At 42.3% G+C, this 17884-nt stretch carries 13 protein-coding genes and 1 pseudogene; 9 read left to right on the top strand and 5 right to left on the bottom strand.

Annotation, left to right across the window (positions count from 1 at the left end; genetic code table 11):
• Positions 1 to 305: 305 nt before the first annotated feature.
• Positions 306 to 2468, bottom strand: a complete 2163-nt coding sequence (gene recQ, locus V7K97_RS05650) for a DNA helicase RecQ (RefSeq protein ID WP_334799766.1) — start codon at positions 2466 to 2468, stop codon at positions 306 to 308.
• Between the two features lie 33 nt (positions 2469 to 2501).
• Between recQ and V7K97_RS05645 the strand changes: the two genes are divergently transcribed.
• The 4 genes from V7K97_RS05645 (at position 2502) to V7K97_RS05630 (ending at position 5830) form a co-directional block, all read left to right on the top strand.
• Positions 2502 to 2648, top strand: a complete 147-nt coding sequence (locus tag V7K97_RS05645; RefSeq protein WP_334799765.1) for a hypothetical protein — start codon at positions 2502 to 2504, stop codon at positions 2646 to 2648.
• A 531-nt stretch (positions 2649 to 3179) separates the two neighbouring features.
• Positions 3180 to 4139 carry a protochlorophyllide reductase gene (locus V7K97_RS05640; protein ID WP_334799764.1) on the top strand — a complete coding sequence of 320 codons (960 nt, stop codon included), beginning with the start codon at positions 3180 to 3182 and terminating at the stop codon, positions 4137 to 4139.
• Positions 4140 to 4468: 329 nt separating this feature from the next.
• Positions 4469 to 4921, top strand: a complete 453-nt coding sequence (locus V7K97_RS05635; RefSeq protein WP_334799763.1) for a DUF29 domain-containing protein — start codon at positions 4469 to 4471, stop codon at positions 4919 to 4921.
• A gap of 288 nt (positions 4922 to 5209) precedes the next feature.
• On the top strand, positions 5210 to 5830 hold the full coding sequence (locus tag V7K97_RS05630; protein ID WP_334799762.1) for a TMEM165/GDT1 family protein: 621 nt from the start codon (positions 5210 to 5212) through the stop codon (positions 5828 to 5830).
• Between the two features lie 114 nt (positions 5831 to 5944).
• Here the strand turns inward: V7K97_RS05630 and V7K97_RS05625 are convergent, their stop codons facing one another.
• Positions 5945 to 6838 carry a tetratricopeptide repeat protein gene (locus V7K97_RS05625; RefSeq protein ID WP_334799761.1) on the bottom strand — a complete coding sequence of 298 codons (894 nt, stop codon included), beginning with the start codon at positions 6836 to 6838 and terminating at the stop codon, positions 5945 to 5947.
• A 378-nt stretch (positions 6839 to 7216) separates the two neighbouring features.
• Between V7K97_RS05625 and V7K97_RS05620 the strand changes: the two genes are divergently transcribed.
• A complete protein-coding gene (locus tag V7K97_RS05620) occupies positions 7217 to 8248 on the top strand; it encodes a hypothetical protein (RefSeq protein ID WP_334799760.1) in 1032 nt (343 codons plus the stop codon).
• A gap of 160 nt (positions 8249 to 8408) precedes the next feature.
• Here V7K97_RS05620 and V7K97_RS05615 read toward each other — a convergent pair whose 3' ends face one another.
• Positions 8409 to 9578: a homocysteine biosynthesis protein gene (locus V7K97_RS05615; protein ID WP_334799759.1), complete on the bottom strand. Its 1170-nt coding sequence runs from the start codon at positions 9576 to 9578 to the stop codon at positions 8409 to 8411.
• 645 nt (positions 9579 to 10223) lie between these two features.
• Between V7K97_RS05615 and V7K97_RS05610 the strand changes: the two genes are divergently transcribed.
• On the top strand, positions 10224 to 11102 hold the full coding sequence (locus V7K97_RS05610; protein ID WP_334799758.1) for a DUF4231 domain-containing protein: 879 nt from the start codon (positions 10224 to 10226) through the stop codon (positions 11100 to 11102).
• A gap of 107 nt (positions 11103 to 11209) precedes the next feature.
• Here V7K97_RS05610 and V7K97_RS05605 read toward each other — a convergent pair whose 3' ends face one another.
• Positions 11210 to 12301: a hypothetical protein gene (locus V7K97_RS05605; RefSeq protein WP_334799757.1), complete on the bottom strand. Its 1092-nt coding sequence runs from the start codon at positions 12299 to 12301 to the stop codon at positions 11210 to 11212.
• 186 nt (positions 12302 to 12487) lie between these two features.
• Positions 12488 to 15463, bottom strand: coding sequence for a molecular chaperone (locus V7K97_RS05600; protein ID WP_334799755.1), 2976 nt, complete (start codon positions 15461 to 15463; stop codon positions 12488 to 12490).
• 445 nt (positions 15464 to 15908) lie between these two features.
• Here V7K97_RS05600 and V7K97_RS05595 point away from each other — a divergent pair, with 445 nt between their 5' ends.
• The 3 genes and pseudogenes from V7K97_RS05595 to V7K97_RS05585 form a co-directional block, all read left to right on the top strand.
• Complete coding sequence (locus V7K97_RS05595; RefSeq protein ID WP_334799754.1) at positions 15909 to 16238, top strand: hypothetical protein; 330 nt, start codon at positions 15909 to 15911, stop codon at positions 16236 to 16238.
• A gap of 72 nt (positions 16239 to 16310) precedes the next feature.
• Positions 16311 to 16859: a GIY-YIG nuclease family protein gene (locus V7K97_RS05590; protein WP_334799753.1), complete on the top strand. Its 549-nt coding sequence runs from the start codon at positions 16311 to 16313 to the stop codon at positions 16857 to 16859.
• Between the two features lie 51 nt (positions 16860 to 16910).
• Positions 16911 to 17783, top strand: a pseudogene (locus V7K97_RS05585) (protein kinase domain-containing protein); the annotation flags it as partial.
• Positions 17784 to 17884: the final 101 nt, after the last annotated feature.

The raw sequence follows: 17884 nt of genomic DNA, 5'->3' as shown, positions 1-17884 counted from the left end.
GACTTGTTTGATTTGGGAGACCAATATGCCCGATGGCACTATCAAAAGTGGCCCCTTCTTCGGAGAGTTTTAGTTCATCCTCAGATGCAGTCATAAGGTGTGCATTCGGAACAAGGTAAGAGGATATTTGTCAAGTCTCAATTCATACTAGCCCTGGCGAATAGAATTCGCGGCTATACAGACAAAACCCACCTCCGTGGGTTTAAAACCTTGATTTTATCTTAGTCCACGGAGGTGGACTTTGCTTGTGTAGCCGCGAATTCTATTCGCCCAATACTTTGAAAACATCCTCTAAAATTTAATTTTCATTTGCGATTTTCACGCCGCCACTTACCCCGCATTAAGCGAATTTCATCAAAAGTGTAGCTTTCACCTAGTTGTTCTTTGATGGGAGTGAGGGAAATGTCACCGAGTACTTCTAAAACTTGCCAAATTTTTTGTTGATGTTCTAGAGGTACTAATTGATTTAAATCAACTGGCTGATTTTTCGCAATTAATTTTTCTAGATGACTGCTAACTGTTGCAGGACTAAGGTTGCGTTTTTGGGCAATTTGAGCGATGTTTAAACCTTGTTGATGTAATTGTAATGTCTGTAATTCGGTATAAGAAGATGAGTTGGAAGAGGATACGGAAGCGGAAGTAACAGATTTATTTTGCAAACCTTTTTCTTGGCGGTAAGCGCGAATTTCTGTAATAAACTTTTCGCCATATTGAGCGAGTTTGTGACTACCTACACCAGAAAGTTTGGCAAATTCAACTAAGTTTTGGGGTTGCACCTGTACCATTACTTTTAAAGTGGAATCGTGGAAGATTACATAAGGTGGTACAGATTGTTCATCAGCTAATTGTTTACGTAGCGATCGCAACTTCTGTAATAATACTTCTGCCTCTTCAGCTTTTTCACTCCCCTGTTCCCAGGTAATCTTTTGGACTGTGGTTACAGCTAGGGAAACTGTGCGTTGTTTTCGCATCACTTCCCAACTTAAGGCATTTAGTTTTAAAACTGAGTAACCATCGCTACTTTGTTCTATTAACCCTTGATGTAAAAGCGATCGCCCCAACATTCGCCATTCATCTAGAGTTCTATCTTTACCGATACCATAGGTAGAAAGTTTATCGTGTTCGTACTGGATAATTTTGTCTTTTTTTGCCCCCCGCAACACATCAATTATGTATGCCATCCCAAACCTTTCTTTGCAACGCGCCACACAAGATAAAAACTTCATGGCTTCAATCGTCCAATCTTGCATCGGTTTGGGATGACGACAATTGTCACAGTTACCGCAATTCCCAGGAAACCTTTCGCCAAAATAACCCAGTTGAATCGTTCGCCGACAATCAGTGCCTTCAGAGTAATCGATCATCTGCCGCAGTTGTTGTTTAGCAATCAACTGTTCTTGAGGGTCAGTTTTTTGATCGATACTCCATTCAATTGTTTTAACATCACCAAAGCTGAAAAATATTGTACACCGAGATGGTTCTCCGTCTCTACCCGCTCTCCCCGATTCTTGATAATAACTTTCGATATTTCTGGGCATATCAAAGTGAACTACCAACCGCACATCGGGTTTATTAATTCCCATCCCAAAGGCGACTGTTGCCACCATCACCCGAACATCATCTCGAATAAATCGCGTTTGATTACTACTACGTTCCTCATCAGTTAATCCGGCGTGATAAGGCAAAACAACAACTTTATCATTTTGGAGTTTAAAAGTGAGTTCATCAACTTTTTTACGAGTTAAAGAATAAATAATAGTCGAACCTTGAGTTTCTCTAATTAGTTCTAATAATTCAGCGTAAGCATATTTAGTTTTAGGACGAACTTCGTAATAAAGATTTTCCCGGTTAAAACTGGCAAGATGGATGCTAGGTTGCTTTAGTCCTAATTGTTGAATGATGTCACTACGGACGCGATCGGTTGCTGTGGCGGTGAGGGCCACGGTAGGAACATCAGGATAGCGTTTCCTGAGAGATTTTAACTGGCGATATTCTGGACGAAAATCGTGTCCCCATTCCGAAACGCAGTGCGCTTCATCAATAGCAAAGCTAGAAATCCCGATTTTTTCTTTAACTAAATCGAGAAACGGGAGAAACCTTTCACTCAGCAAGCGTTCGGGGGCGACATAGAGTAATTTTACTTTACCGGTGAGGATGGCTTCTTCTCGCGATCGCACCTGATAAGGATTCAAACTGCTATTGAGAAATGTGGCATTAATATTATTATTTCGCAGTGCTTCTACTTGGTCTTGCATCAAAGCAATTAACGGCGACACCACCACCGTTAGTCCATTTTTTAACAACGCCGGTAGCTGAAAACACAGAGACTTCCCCCCACCAGTCGGCATCACAACCATTAAATCTCGATTTTGCAGCGCATCTTCGATAATTTGCCGTTGTCCGGGGCGAAATCTGTCGTAACCGAAGTGATATTTTAGCGCTTGTTCGAGATGGGGATACTGAAGCATAGCGATCGCTTTTTCCGGGGCTGTTCTGCGTGAGTGGTGATTGAATATATCAGGATTTTAACTCACATCATCGGCAGCTTTGGTCAGACCTCGGTTTCTGTTGCCGATGTCTACGACGGGCGTAGCTGCGGCACTAAGTCAACCATCATATATCATGCGATCGCACTTGTAAGTAGGTAGGCATAATTAAACATAAATAGGACTTACGCAAAACTACACGCGCTCTGGGGCAATTCATGAATTGCCCCTACCTAAAAATCAGGGTTTCAGCTATTGTTTGCGTAAGTCCTGATAAAATAAAAGGGTGTGGGGTGTAGGGTGTGGGGGAAACAAGAAGGGGCTTTATAAAATCCTAGTTCGTAGTGAGCTATTCATCGCTCAAAACAACAATTATCAGGACTAAAGTCCTAACTACAAACTTTAATTTATTTACGCCTAGCTACTTATAGCGTTTCTCGACCTAGTTAGGTACATCCGTAAGGGCACGGCACTGCCGTGCCCCTACACCTAGCGATATAATGTTGTACCGCATCTGAATGGGAACGCGAATTCTATTCGCCAGGGCTAGTGATGACTTTGTTTGTGTAGCCGCGAATTCTATTCGCCAGGGCTAATGATGACTTTGTTTGTATAGCCGCGAATTCTATTGCCAGGGCTAATGATGGCTCCCTGCTGTGAGATCCTAGAGATAGTCAATGGAGTGCGAACACAATGGAACAACATCAAAAGCCAACGGTTGTAATTACGGGTACCTCTTCGGGGGTGGGTTTGTATGCGGCAAAAGCTCTTGCTCAAAAGGGATGGTTTGTGATACTAGCCTGTCGGGATTTAGCAAAGGCACAAAAAGCTGCCCAAGCTGTGGGAATCCCCTACAACAGTTATACCAGCTTACATATCGACCTTGGCTCCTTAGAAAGCGTTCGCCAGTTTGTGAATAACTTCCGAGCAACTGGAAAGTCTCTAGACGCTTTGGTGTGCAACGCCGCAATTTATATGCCCTTAATCAAGGAGCCGTTACGCAGTCCCGAAGGTTACGAGTTAACTGTCACCACAAATCATCTGGGACATTTCCTATTGTGCAACCTGATGCTAGAGGATCTGAAGAAGTCATCTTTAGAGCCAAGGCTCGTCATTTTAGGAACCGTGACGCACAATCCAGACGAACTGGGTGGGAAGATTCCCCCGCGTCCCGACTTGGGCGATTTGCAGGGCTTTGCAGAAGGGTTTAAAGAGCCGATCGCAATGATTGATGGCAAGAAATTTGAACCAGTCAAAGCTTACAAAGACAGCAAGGTTTGCAACGTGCTGACTATGCGGGAACTCCATGAACGTTATCACGAGTCAACCGGTATCGTTTTCAATTCTCTCTATCCGGGATGTGTTGCAGAAACGCCGCTATTTAGAAACCACTATCCCCTGTTTCAGAAAATCTTCCCATTATTCCAAAAGTACATCACTGGGGGATATGTGTCTCAGGAGTTGGCGGGAGAACGGGTTGCTGCGGTGGTTGCCGATCCTGACTATAATCAATCCGGTGTCTATTGGAGTTGGGGAAATCGTCAGAAGAAAGATGGCAAATCTTTTGTGCAGAAGGTTTCTCCTCAAGCCCGCGATGATGACAGAGGCGATCGCTTATGGGAACTCAGCGCCAAGTTAGTTGGACTTGCTTGATGGGACAGGAGGTGGCGTTACCCTGCATGATTCATCGATTCATTTTTTTGAATGAATTGGCATTATGTGCAGGGAAGTAATGGTTGAGGTGATTATTACGTCACCTCTGACTTTAGTAAAGTTGTAGACAAAGGAAATGATATAGCGCTTAACGATTTCAGAGCAGTATTTCTTCCTTATTGCATTGAAAAACAACCTGATGAAAGATATGTAGTGCTTAATAGGGAATACAAGCCAGTTGGTTTTAAGAATTACGAATTATTTAACGCACCGATGTTAATTGTAAAGATATGTGAGATATTATCTAAACATTTCCTATAGAAACTACCATGTCTTCTCTAAAGGCGCATTCCCAAACCCTATATGAAACTGATTACTTGCAATGGCTAGAAACGACTGTAGAAAAATTGCAAAGTCAGGATTACGCAAACGTTGAGTGGGAGAACCTAATTGAAGAAATTGCCGATATGGGAAGGAGTGAGCGCCGGAGTCTCAAAAGTAATTTGATTGTAATTCTGATGCATTTGCTCAAATGGCAATTTCAGCCCGACAAAAGAAGCGGTAGCTGGGAAGGAAGCATCATTGAACATCGTAGACGTGTCAAAGAAGCTCTAGATGATTCACCTAGTCTCAAATCCTATCTTGAGATAGTTTTTGCTGAGTGTTATGCACAAGCGGTTAAGCAGGCAAAAGCTGAAACTGGCTTGTCAATGGAATCCTTTCCTGTGAACTGTCCATACCAGCTAGCAGAAGTCACAGATGATGAGTTTTTACCTCAGTAACCACTGAATCAGTCTCTCCATTCCCTACTCTCTTGACTTACTACATGGAAAATATGTATAATTGCGATCGCATAGAAGGGGAGTAGCTGCTGGCTAAAAAAATCAAAAGCCAGTACATCTGAATCAACATACTGGGCGATAAAGCCCTGGTTCAGATGGCAAGTAATCAATATTTATTTGAAAGCGAGACCTTCACTAAGTTCACACCGAAATGTGTGAAACTTGGTGAGGTCTTTTGGTTCTCATCAAGCTTCACATCGGTAAACGATTCTTCAGGAGCTTGAGAGAGTGTTAACAGCTTTTACCGCAGCTTTATTACTAATTACAGTTTCAGAATTAGGCGATAAAACATTTTTTATTGCTGTGATTTTGTCAATGCACCACCCACGGCGGCTGGTATATATCGGTGTGACAGCTGCTTTGGCGGCGATGACAATCCTTTCGGTGCTATTTGGACAAGCGGTATCTTTATTACCAAAAGTTTATATTCATTACGCCGAAATAGCTTTATTTATTGCCTTTGGTATCAAGCTGTTGTATGACGCTAGTAAGATGTCCACTACTGCCTCTGATACAGAAGTTGTAGAAGAAGCGGAAGCGGCAGTGAAACAAGCAGATTCGCAGTTACCCAAGCGAAAGACTTCCTTAGCAATTGTTATAGAAGCCTTTGTGTTGACATTTATGGGAGAGTTGGGCGATCGCACCCAAATTGCCACCATTGCCCTAGCAGCAGGTAATAATCCCATTGGAGTGACAATAGGTGCAATTTTAGGACATGCAATTTGTACTGCGATCGCAGTTATCGGCGGCAAAATGATTGCCGGACGCATTTCTGAGCGTCAAATTACCTTTATTGGCGGATGCCTGTTTTTAGTCTTTGGCGTCGTTGCTGCCATTGAGGGAGCGTGAGGGGAAGAAGCAGAGGAGCAGAGGGGAAATAACTAATACCCAATGCCCCATGCCCCATACTTCTCTTCTTAGGCTGCGCCAACGACTGCGCTCAGTACAAGTGCCCCATGCCCATTACTTAGGCTTACTTTCCGATGAAGCCGGAGGAGATGCAGCAGATTTAGGAATGGGAGAAACCGTTGCTGCCTTCTTAATTTCGTCTCTGTACTGAGCAGGTGCTAAAGCTGCGGCACTATCAAACAAAGGTTTGGCCTCTGCGTCTTTGCCCTGTTGTTTCAAGAGCATCGCTTTTGCGACAACGGGGCGAAAATCCTTGGGATCTTTCTTAATTGCCTGGTCATATACAGAGCTAGCTTGAGCATAGCGTTTCTGGGAAGCGTGAACAGAGCCTAACAACACCTGCACGGCTACTGTATCTACACTTCCAGGCTGAATTGTATTTGCTTGGGTTGCCTTAGAGAGGGTTTCTTGCAACAAACCAATGGCTGCTTCGGGGCGTTGCTGACTGATCAACAGAGCCACCATTCCTTGCAAAGCCTTCAAATCGCCTGGTTTCGTGGACAAAATCGAGCGATAAGCTTGAGCTGCTCCTTCGCGATCGCCTATTTGCTGTTTGGCTTGAGCCAGTAGCACCGAATATTCAGACTGTTCGGGATTCAGCTTCGCTAGTTTTTCTAGGGGTTCAATCACAACTTGGATATCAGCTGCTTTAACCTCACTTTTTTCTTTTTGACTCAGTAGTTGCAGCCGCGCCTGTAAGAGACCCTTAAGCGCCGCCTGATTTTCTGGTTCCCTTTGCAAAACCAGTTCATAACCCCGCACTTCGTCTTCCAGTTTTGATTTTTGGTCAGAGTCTGCCAAACTGCCTCTGGTGCTAGCGGTATTCTGGCTTGAGGGTGGCGTATTATTAAATGCTCCAATTATGGGAATCACCGAAACACCCACAAAAGCAAGAATTGCCAGCGCCAAGATGACTTGAACTATCCAGCGATTGCGTGTTTGAGCCACAGTTTTGTCTTTCTCCTGAACTTTAATGACATTATCATTTACACAAATCGTAAAGTTAAAAATTTCCAAAACTTTGCGGAATACCGCCAATTGCCTGTGAATTTTATAACAATTAACTATTTACACTGCTAAAGTAAGTGATGACTTTAGGAGGAGCCGTCAGAATTGTAGCTATGATATGCTTCCGAAACTAGTGTGTGGGCGCTAGATTAGACTTTTAGTGTTTACACACTAAATTTAGCGCCTTTAGGATTGTCTAGAGTAACCTAGTGTGACTTTGTAAAAAGTAAATATACTTTCATCAGCCGCACAAATGCTCTTTCCAGCTGCCTTTGTAAAATCCCACAATGGGATATGTCTCCGCCGCAAGGAGTTTTTATGAATTCCGACCTGATGCCGTTGCCTGAATCTTCCAATTCTTCTGCCTCTAACCAAGGCCCAATTAAAATAGAGGCAGCCGCTAATGTTCATATAGCAGCCCACTCCTCTAAACCTGAAAATTTGCCTGTCAACCCCATTGAGACCGACTCAAATGGTAACTTAGTCAATCGACAGCAACCGATTCCGCCTCCCAGTGAGCCGATGCAATATCGAGCCATCGGGTTAGTCCGGGGTCGGTATCATGCTAGCAGCGAACAATTTACTCAAGGTACGCTGCTGACTACAGATGGTGTAGAACTCAATGCCGTCCTCCTAGGCCGGATTATGAGCTTAGTCAAGAATCACCTAGACTTAGAAAAAGAACACCTATGGGTAGTATATCCACGTACACGACAAGAAAATGATACCTTGCACATCCAAATCGTTGGAGTTTGGGAGCCAGAAAATCTCGCTAAAAACTCAACAGATGAGGACGAATCAGATTTGGAGTTGCAAGAGTTACAGACACCCGATGATGGCTTATCCGAAAACTCTGAACTAAGTACAACTGCCGTAATACCCTCATCAGAAGTTACTGATGGTGGTTTTTCTGTTCGTGGTGAAGTAGTATACCAGTCTTTTGATGCTAAAAGTTTGGTAGTCAAAATTAGGCAGGCTCCACGCAAATCAACTGATAAACCCAAGTATTTTAAGTTGAAATTGAGGGGTGTGCTGACCACCAAAGCAGTAGGAAAATTCTGGGACTTCCAAGCCAAGCGGGAAGCTGACGTTTTGGTAGTAGAAAAAGCTGAGGCGATCGCTGACTTGCCCAAAAAACGCAGACCACCATTCAAAGGTGGCCCTCGTGCTGGCGGTGGTACTGGTACTGGTGTTGGTGTTAGAAAACCATTCCCCCCCAGACGCAGTGGCGAAACCCCTCGTCCCATCAAAAAAACAAGTACAGGCGGCGACCCCTCTGTGGTGTCAAAACCTATACCAAAAACACCCGCTCCTAAACCCATCAAGCGACCGAAACCGACTCAAGAGTAGGGATTGGGGATTGGTACTGGGGATTGGGGATTGGGGATTAGGGATTAGGTATTGAGGATTAGATGAAATATAAGGGTTCAACTAATTTTTTCCAGTCCCCAGTCCCCAGTCCCCAGTCCCCACTCCCCACTCCCCACTCCCCACTCCCCACTCCCCAAGATCAAAAATCTGTCCGACGATCTTGGGGTAGAAAAGATCGGTCCATCGGAATTGGAGAAACTGGTTCTGTAAGAGTAAAGGTACCTGCTTCGATCCACTTTTTCAACTCTAGGGCGACTTGCCTAGAAAAAAACAAACTCGCTAAGGGGGCAGAGCGTACTGCTTTGCCCTCGATGGTGATCCGCCCAGATTTTAGTTGGGCGTAACTCACTAAACCAAAGGTGGGGCGGACGCGCCGGGGAATGGAAAAATCCACTATTGGGGCTACCAAGTCTTGATCTTGCACCGCACAGTGTTCAACGACTTGTTCATTTAATACCGGTAGTGGTACACCAACGCCCAACATCAATGAGGGACCATAACTTTTGAAGTAACACCCCCGCACCCAATGAGCATCCATTTGTTTGGCATCACCAATTAAAGCTAAAGTAGCGGAAGGCCCAATCGGTGTCCGATTAGCTAAACGCTTTTGTAAAGGGAAGTGCTGAGTGCCTTCCCAGGCGACATAACCAATACCACCGCCTAAAAAAATTCGAGTACCTATACCAACGAGTTGCAAATCAGGATCGTTGAATAAAGGGGAAATAGCACCGGGGTTAGAGTAAACGGCATTCCCCAAACGCGGTTGTAAGGGACCGAGATAGGTGAAAAGGGGGCGATCGCCACCATTGACACCAACAATAAAATTTTGATAAAGATTGCGCGGATTGAATAAATAAAACTGATTAATTGTTTCACTGGTAATTGTAGTTTCAAAAGTGGCTCTGGGGTAACAATCTGTTACTTGTCCTTGCGCTTTTACGTGTATGGATTTACCAGCAATCAAATCTTCGATGACATGACCACCACCACGTTCTCGGACTTCTTCACCATCCGTCGTCTCCACAGCAGAACTCGCACCTAAATATAAATCTACTGCCCCAAAACCAGAGTATGCTGGTACGCCATCTAACCAGCAACGGCGAATTTTTATCGGGGGATCAGTGTGTCCCAGATTGATAATTGCACCACTTGATTCCATCGGCTCAAAGGTGCCGGTGGTAATTACATCAACTTCTTTGGCAGCTTTAGTAACACCGATTTCTAGAACTCGTGCTTTTAATTCTTCAGTTGTCAACACTACCGCACGTTGGCGGCTGATTTTCTCGTTAATTTCTGCAATTGTTCGCATCTTATCAGTGCTAGCGCTTCTTAGTGAATGGGGAGTAGGGAAAAGAAATTTTCATTACTTCTTGTGAGCGTACCTCATGGAGACTCTTGTATAATTCAATCTCAAAATAGTTGTCACCAGTGTCTGTGGGAAGGCTTACAGCATTTTTCATGTATTTGAACCACAGTAGGTAACATTGCTGCGCCCCTAACACGTGTTCTATTAGACTTCTTGCATAAATCAAAAAAAAGAACCCCACCCCGCCTTTAACTTACGTCAAAGTTTCCCCTCCCCGCTTGCTCTTAGGGGTTGGGGGTGGGGTGTTAGGGGACTTTTGCATGCTTGTCTATTGACCTGAAAATAGCTGTAACACCCACGATAGGGTAGAATTCAAAAAAACAATTCAAGTCTTGCAAAGTCCAAATCATATTTTTTGGAGTTAAGCAGGCTATTTGTGTCTAAAATATTTTAAATTCTACGTAAAAATACTGCAAAAAACCCTTGCATTATCAATCAAATGTATGTATGGTTATGGTTGACTAGACTTACTAGATTTAAATGATTTTACGTCAGATGAAAGAAACATTTCTGACTTCGGTAAAGCATTCTAAGTCAACTAGTTAACCACGGCTACATTTCACCCAATAACGAATTGAGTAAGAGGCAATGACTACTTCGGAATTAACTAGTTTTGAACAAAAAAAACAAATTAAGGTTTCTGATAGGATTGAAAACTTCTCCTCCCCATCAGATGAAAAAAAATTGTTTAAATTGAAGGTGATTGAGTATTTATTACTTGCAGCATTTTTCTCTGCTGGACTCTTCATTCTTTTTCTTTCAGACGATAAAATAGTTGTAATTTCTGGAGCAGTATCTCTAACTTTTTTGTTTTTTTTATTGCTGATAAATAGGCAAGTATTTCAGAACTATAAGAAGGCTACTTATCAGTCTGAACTCACCAAAAAAGCTGAACTCTATAGTTATCTATTGACCAATCCTAATTCTTGGGATAAAGATACCCTGACTCTGACAAGAGGGAAGGCTTTACAATACAGTCAAGACTTGATTGACGATTATAAAAAAATTAGGAGTGTATCAAGAAACCTTTACTATAGTTTGCAAATTGCGACAGTAATTTTATCAGGAGTCACACCGATTTTAGTTCTGGTAGACAAATTAGAAGCAGGACAAGCCTGGCTAAAGTGGCTCCCTGTACTTTGCCCAGCTGTTGCTTCTATAGTCGCTAGTATAGTTACCTCTTTTCCTTTTCAGAAGAATTCCCTTGCTGCTAATACAGCCGTTGAATTGTTAGAAGCTGAACAAGAGAAATTTATATTGGGCGTGACTCCCCCTTATCGTTGTTATGATGTGTCTGACGAAACCCAACAGCAACAAAAGGCAAGTCAGGCATTAGAATATTTCATTGTTCAAGTGAACAATATTCATCTCAATCAATTGCAACAAACTAGTGAGACGCAATCAGAGAAGATAGAATCAGCTTCATCTAATGAGTTAAACAAAGCAGGAGCAGGGGTAACAAAGTAGGTTTCAAATGTCTTGAGTCCGCGCAGGCGGACGAAAAGGCAAGGCGGGGATTTACAGAATCATCTGCCTTGCCTCGTAATCTCAAGAATTAGAAAACTTGCCAGCAACTACCGTGATGAGCGAAATATTACACGACCTGGAGATTCTTCTTGATTAATTCGCGCATATACCCGAAGACAAGTTAATACTTCGCCAGGAATACCACCACAGTCTAGTTGTAAATCATCTTTAGATAAAGCACAGATATCTGCATAAAGTCCCGATAATTGGCGAATTCTCACTTCATTACCTGCATTATTTGATTGATCGATAACTTTCTTCAGAATACGTCGTGATTCGTGTTGTAGCTTCCCCCACCAAGAATAGCGTTCAGCTGGTGGTACGAATACTAGCGAATGTATTGCTTCATCCATGTCAATCCAGGCACGTAGAATTGATAGAGGATCAGTATTTTTCTCTGCTTTTTGGGTGCGTTGGAAGCGATCGCTTAAAGCCTCAATGTATTGATCGCGCTGTTCTGGTTTAGAGTGTAAAGAGATAACATCGAAGCTAAAAACGCTTTTTAAAGCATGATGTAAATCTGGGTCTATTTCGATAAAATTCATATATAAAAATAGGAATGCAGCTGGTAAATCGGATGCATTACCTTCGGGAACTTGAGAATTTGAAAGTGCTTGTTGATACAGGGTCAATCCCTGAGTTTTAACAGTACCACTAAGCCCAGGATAGATAATTTCATCGCGGATAAAGGGAAGTTGATAGAGATTAGAATTATCTGCGATCGCACCAACTTCTTGAGCCAAATCCAAGGTACGCTGTTGCCAAGATGCAGCCAAATCCTCTGGAACTCGCAGCAGTTTACGTTGAATCTCATTCCACAAATCTGAGTCTGTTTGGCTTTGCAGTTGGGAATTCCCCAGATAATAACTAAGTTCTGAGTCAGAATCGAAAGCTTCTCGGAGATGACTTAGTTTTAATTTATCTGGCGCATCTTCCCAACCAGCATTTTGCTGTGGGGGTTCAGCTTGCAACAGGCGATGAAGTTCTTGCAGCACATCATCACATAGCTTGGCTCCTGGATCTAGTGGAAATTCTGCGCGAGCCTGATTTAGAGTAGACTCCAATCCATACAGACTAAACCGCAGTAACCGGGCTAACTCTGAGTTTTCTATTTCTAATAGCTGATGCAAGTGCTGCATGAATATCACCTCCAAATATTACCTAATATGTGATTCATCGCGAATTAAATTTGGCAAAACTCTGCACCACTACACTACGGGAAGGCGTACCCCTACGGGGAAGCAAGCTACGCGTAGCGTCTCGTAGAGAAGCGCCTATGCGTTTAAAAATATTAATTTTCTCAACGCAGAGGTTTAATCCAAGAGTTAATGTATACCGCAAAAGGGATCGCGTTCTTTATCAACTTCATTAGGTTGCAACTCTAATTCAGCAAGATAAACACATCCTTCTTCCTTTAGGCATTCTTGATTTTGTGATGTCCAGTAAGGCACTTCCCCAGCGTGCATCCGCAAAATTCCTTGATCGTCAACAGTAACACGATATTGGCAAGGGTAATCTGTAGTCACATCTGGTTTACTAAGTGCGCCAATTCGGATCCATTTTTTGCTGTTGGTTTCGGCATCTGTTTGATAAACATAGAAAGTGTGCTGGCCACTTTGCGGGAAGGGAGGTAAGGGATTACTAATTAACCCAGTTCCTGGTTGTGTCACCCCATCGCGCAAATAGTGGAATTTTTGAATCGTTCTACTACCATCATTTCCTACTTCAAATACAAGATGATAGGCATCTGGTTGATTAACGGTTGCTGACTCGATAACGTTGACGGCAATATCACCATCATTTAAGTCTTTATTGAAGCGTTCTATAGCAATATTCCAGTTCAATTTACCATCAGAAAATAGTGCTGAAGTTTCGGAAACTACTGATTCTAAATCAATGCCACGAATGTCAATCAAATAATGGGGATTTCCCTGACAAAGCAACACGTTATATTCGAGGGTTTGGTCAATTTCAAACTGGACTTTGATTTTTTTCAGAAACTCTGCTTCTGGCATTTCCAGTTGATTCATGAGGTTTTTGCCGTCAAAGCTTCCCCATAGTCGTAAATCTCCCTCTTCGTAATCTTGACGGTAGATAATGTTAGTTAATTGTATGCCTTGCCAGAGAGTACGAACTTTGGCGACAGTTTCCCAAGGCGCGAGTTGATAGAGTTCTTGTCCGGCTTTGAATATAGTCAACAAATCGTTACTTTGGGTTTTGCGTTTGAAGTTGCAGGGCAAATAATAAAATAGGTTTTTGACATCAATTTCTAGCTGGTTGGCTCCCTTACGCAGCAAGCTTTTAGACTCTTCTGGATCGAATCTTAATCTTCGCAGTTTCTCGGCATAGCAAGCACCGGCTGAGGTGGCTAATTTAGTAAATTCCAACACAAAGGTAATCCGTTCTGGATTCCAGACAAAATATGGAGACTTACTAAATTCTTGGTAGATTTGGCGCTGCACTATGTCTAAATTACAAGTTTTACCAGACAAGATTAACCAATCAACTTTTTGGGAATTCCAAGAATCTTTGGTGATATCATCGGGACGCAGACGACTTTCCATTAATCCTTTGGCAATTCCGATCGCTTCTTTAATTCCTGAAGCGGCGGCTCGTTCAAATTGCTGGTTGTCTAGGATGATGCAGATATTATTGGGATCTTTGACTTGCAATTTAACGGCACTTTGAGTGAGCAATTCGGAAATTTGCTGTTCAGAAAGTGTGAAGGTTGATAGAGAATTCTCTACTGGCGGCTTTTGCCCAAGTTTAAGTTTAGCTGCTTCTGCATGATCCCAGAGAAGATAAAATGATTGCAAACGTTGGGGTGCTTGTTGCCAACGGGTGGGTAATACTTTCTCGGCAGTATCTAGAGCATCTTTGTAAGCAATATCACCTTCGGGATTCTCTCTATCCAGACATTTTAAAAGACTGCCAGTTTTGAATTTACCTTGTTCTAAGAAGCGTTCGTTTAACTCCGAGTTAATTAAATCTTCTAGCTTTTCGTTTTCGATATCACCTGTTGTTACTGCCGTCAATAAAAAGTCTGCGATCGCAACTTTTAATAATCTAAAAATTCGCAGTGTAATTAACTCACCACCTAGCTGTAAATGACCGGATGATCCTAATAGTTTGGGGGTAAGTTTATAGTAACGTCCTCCTAAACCTCGGTCTTCATAGTCGGCAAAAGCTGGGGTTTTATCTTCTAAAGTCAGTTCAATTAAAGCTAAGTCTGTAGTTCCGCCGCCAATATCCAAGACGAGAACATTTTGTGACCATTTGTTTCCTGCTTGATGACAACGGGTTTTAAATGACTCAATACCAATGTTGAGATTACCACCAAATTCTCGCCATAAAAAGAATATTGCCACGGAAACGGCTTCATCATAAGCTGTTTGCACATCGTCGATTCCCAACTGCTCAACTAATTCCCTAATTTCCTTACGAACAACTGGTGGGGCGACAGTGGGGTAGGTGACAACTGCTGTCAAAAAATCTCCTTCAGAAAATCGGCGTCGGGCGCGTTGGCGATAATCTTCAGTTAACTCGATTAAATGCGCCCAAGCTGATTGGATTAGTTGGTTAGCCGTAATTGTCTCTTCTTCACCATCCAAAATAACTGAAAACGATCGCTCCTGACCAAAATAGCGTTTGGGTGAATGGTGAAATCTGCTGATAATTTCCTTTAAAGAACCGCTTGTACCTTGAGCGATCGCTTTTTTTCGGTTATCTCTAGCTTCTCTACCCATGCGTAGTTTTAAGTCCCCTAACTGCGAAATTTCCGACTCGCTGGGAATTTCCGTATCGCGGCGATCGATATCCAGCACAACTGGGATCAGATTTTGCGACTCTAGGGTAGGGACGCGGAACACTTCATGATAAATTTGGTAAAGTTTTTTGCTGACAGCACGGCGGAACCTCTCGCTGTTTCCTAAAGAAAGTTCAATTTGGCGAATTGCTTCCAAAAATCGCTCTTTATTATCACTTTCAAAAACTTCACTCAAGTTTTCTGGTTCTATCTCCAGGTTTTTGCTAATTTCTGTGATAAACTTTGCCCAATCTTCAGCGCTGACATCTGGTAAAGCGACTGAGGCGGGAGAACTTAGCCATTGTGATAAGCGATCGCGCAACCGCATTTCTTGTTCTTTTGGTAAAATTTCTGCGATCGGTACTTCAATTGGATCGAAAAGTGTGACTGTCGAATTGGATGTACCAAAATCTAAAGCAAACCATCCCGGAAATCTTTTTTGTTGTTTCTCACTTGGTTCTTGATCACTATATTTGTTCAATTGGAAAGGGTTCATTATAGTATCACTTTCTGTTATTTGTTTTATAGCTAGCTAAAAACTGTGATATTATACCATAACATGACAAACTTAGATAATCATTGTGGTAAAGACTTTTAATCTAAAATCTCAAATTTAGCTGAAACAAAAAGAAGTCCCACATCTGACCGTCGATAAATGATCGCCATAATCCCAAAGGCATCACGCATAGCCTTAAGGTGAACTAAGCTATCCCTGAAAATTTGCTAGACTTCACGATTCTTAACTATGCCAGCTTCCTCTTGTAACTGAAAGAAGTCTTACAATCCAATAGGCTGATTTTAAAGCCGTAATCTTTAACAAAGCTCGTCTGCTGAAAAAGATAGGCTTTTTTGCTTGCCCAACACTCTAGATAATTATGTATAAAATATTGCTTACTGTTCATCATCATTTAGTCGTTAATAACTAGCTATTAATACAGAAAATGCCTCTTAAAATCGTTCAGAACTTTGATGGTAGTTTCACTCTTGAAGCACAAGCTCAAGAAACTCTATTCAATTTATTGACTGGTGAAGCTTTCTTAAACCAAATTGGTCAACAGTTGGGGTGTGAGCAACTTAAATTTACAGAATTACTTTTCCAGCCAGTTCCTTACAGCTTAACTACCACTAAAGGAATGCCAGCAGAATTTGAAAAGTATCATGAATCTGATGAATATGCCATCATCAACGTACCACCAAATTTCATGTTTAGTGCTAAGATTTTTAAACCCAGTCGCCTTTGTGCAATTTACCAAAAATTGGGTAATGGGTAATTTTTAAGATAATTTTTCTCTAATTAGCAATTCTCAAGTCTGAAGGCAAACAGCAAGTTTGATATTTGATGTATGGCTCTTGAAACGAATCTTTCTTCTTTAGCAACTCTGGAATACATTCCTTATATTGACGATCGCGGTCAACTACCCGAACAATTTCAGGGTAAAATCGGAGTATATGCAATATTTGACCAAGAAAAAGTGCTGCAATTTGTAGGATACTCCCGTGATGTTTATCTCAGCCTCAAGCAGCATTTAGTCCGTCAGCCACAGCAATGCTATTGGGTAAAAGTTCAAACTATTGAACGCCCTAGTCGCACAGCTTTAGAAAATATTGAAAATGCTTGGATTGCTGAAAATGGCAGTGTGCCCTGGGGAAATGGGGATAGCAAGGAAAAATGGACTCATCCCATTGATGTCAAAGTAGTAATGACACCTGAAGAACAGGCAAAATATCAAAATCCAGCTAATGATGAATTAGCACAAATAAAAATCCTTAAAAATGTAGCCCGGAGAGTAGAAGCAGAAATTTCAACGCAACTACTAGAAGTGCGTGGTTTGCAAATGCAAATTCGCTTTAATCCTAAATTGAAAGAAGAAGGTTTACTAGATTTGAAATGAAGGTAGTTTTGGGGAAAGCTATCTTAAAATGAATATCGCTTGTAATCTCCTATGACAATACAGCTGCTGAACGATCGCTATCAAGTTATCCGTACACTGGGCGCTGGTGGGTTTGGTGAAACCTATCTAGCTGAAGATACCTATATGCCCTCAAAGCGGCCTTGTGTGGTTAAACAGCTAAGACCGATTCATAACAATCCCCAAATTTACCAGTTAGTGCAAGAGAGGTTTCAACGGGAAGCAGCGATTTTAGAAGAACTCGGTGGCGCAAATGACCAAATTCCGGCATTGTATGCCTACTTTTCCTCAGGTGGACAATTTTACTTAGTTCAGGAGTGGGTTGAAGGTGATACCTTAACTGGAAAAGTCCAGAAGCAGGGGCTATTTAGTGAAGGCGCTGTCCAGGAATTATTCATGAATTTATTACCTGTCCTGGATTACGTTCACTCTAAGCATATCGTTCACCGCGATATTAAACCCGATAACATCATTGTGCGTCATCGGGACGGTAAACCAGTGCTGATTGATTTTGGCGCTGTACGGGAGTCAATGGGAACAGTAGTAAATTCTCAAGGCAATCCTACCAGTTCCATTGTGATTGGCACACCTGGCTATATGCCGAGTGAACAAGCCGCAGGTAGACCAGTTTTTTCTAGTGATTTATACAGTTTGGGAATGACGGTAATTTATTTGCTGACTGGTAAACAGGCGCAACAACTAGAAACCGATTCCCAGACGGGTGAAATTGTCTGGCGACTGTATGCCAGTCATATTAGCCCAATTATGGCAAGAGTAATTGATCGGGCGATCGCTTATCATCCGCGCGATCGCTACCCCACAGCTAGAGCAATGCTGGATACCTTGCAGAGCATAGCAAATCCAATTCCACCAACGCAACCCCTCTTGACTCAACCAACTATAGTCTGCTTGAAAATACTTACCTAAACTTAGCCAAAGCTGAGAATAGAGATTTCTTCCTCCTTCATCCAAGGTAGTCGGCTACTTCTTGTCCAGAGGCGTTAAGT

The organism is Nostoc sp. (genome assembly GCF_036917815.1).
Lineage (GTDB): Bacteria > Cyanobacteriota > Cyanobacteriia > Cyanobacteriales > Nostocaceae > Nostoc.
Note: the sequence above shows the minus strand (reverse complement) of the source record. Positions and strands in the feature narration are given on the sequence as shown.

Bases quoted from the DNA above. Each gene is read 5' to 3' on its own strand.
- recQ (WP_334799766.1), bottom strand. From the start codon at position 2,468: ATGCTTCAGTATCCCCATCTCGAACAAGCGCTAAAATATCACTTCGGT.
- V7K97_RS05640 (WP_334799764.1), top strand. From the start codon at position 3,180: ATGGAACAACATCAAAAGCCAACGGTTGTAATTACGGGTACCTCTTCG.
- V7K97_RS05635 (WP_334799763.1), top strand. From the start codon at position 4,469: ATGTCTTCTCTAAAGGCGCATTCCCAAACCCTATATGAAACTGATTAC.
- V7K97_RS05620 (WP_334799760.1), top strand. From the start codon at position 7,217: ATGAATTCCGACCTGATGCCGTTGCCTGAATCTTCCAATTCTTCTGCC.
- V7K97_RS05615 (WP_334799759.1), bottom strand. From the start codon at position 9,578: ATGCGAACAATTGCAGAAATTAACGAGAAAATCAGCCGCCAACGTGCG.
- V7K97_RS05610 (WP_334799758.1), top strand. From the start codon at position 10,224: ATGACTACTTCGGAATTAACTAGTTTTGAACAAAAAAAACAAATTAAG.
- V7K97_RS05605 (WP_334799757.1), bottom strand. From the start codon at position 12,301: ATGCAGCACTTGCATCAGCTATTAGAAATAGAAAACTCAGAGTTAGCC.
- V7K97_RS05600 (WP_334799755.1), bottom strand. From the start codon at position 15,463: ATGAACCCTTTCCAATTGAACAAATATAGTGATCAAGAACCAAGTGAG.
- V7K97_RS05595 (WP_334799754.1), top strand. From the start codon at position 15,909: ATGCCTCTTAAAATCGTTCAGAACTTTGATGGTAGTTTCACTCTTGAA.
- V7K97_RS05590 (WP_334799753.1), top strand. From the start codon at position 16,311: ATGGCTCTTGAAACGAATCTTTCTTCTTTAGCAACTCTGGAATACATT.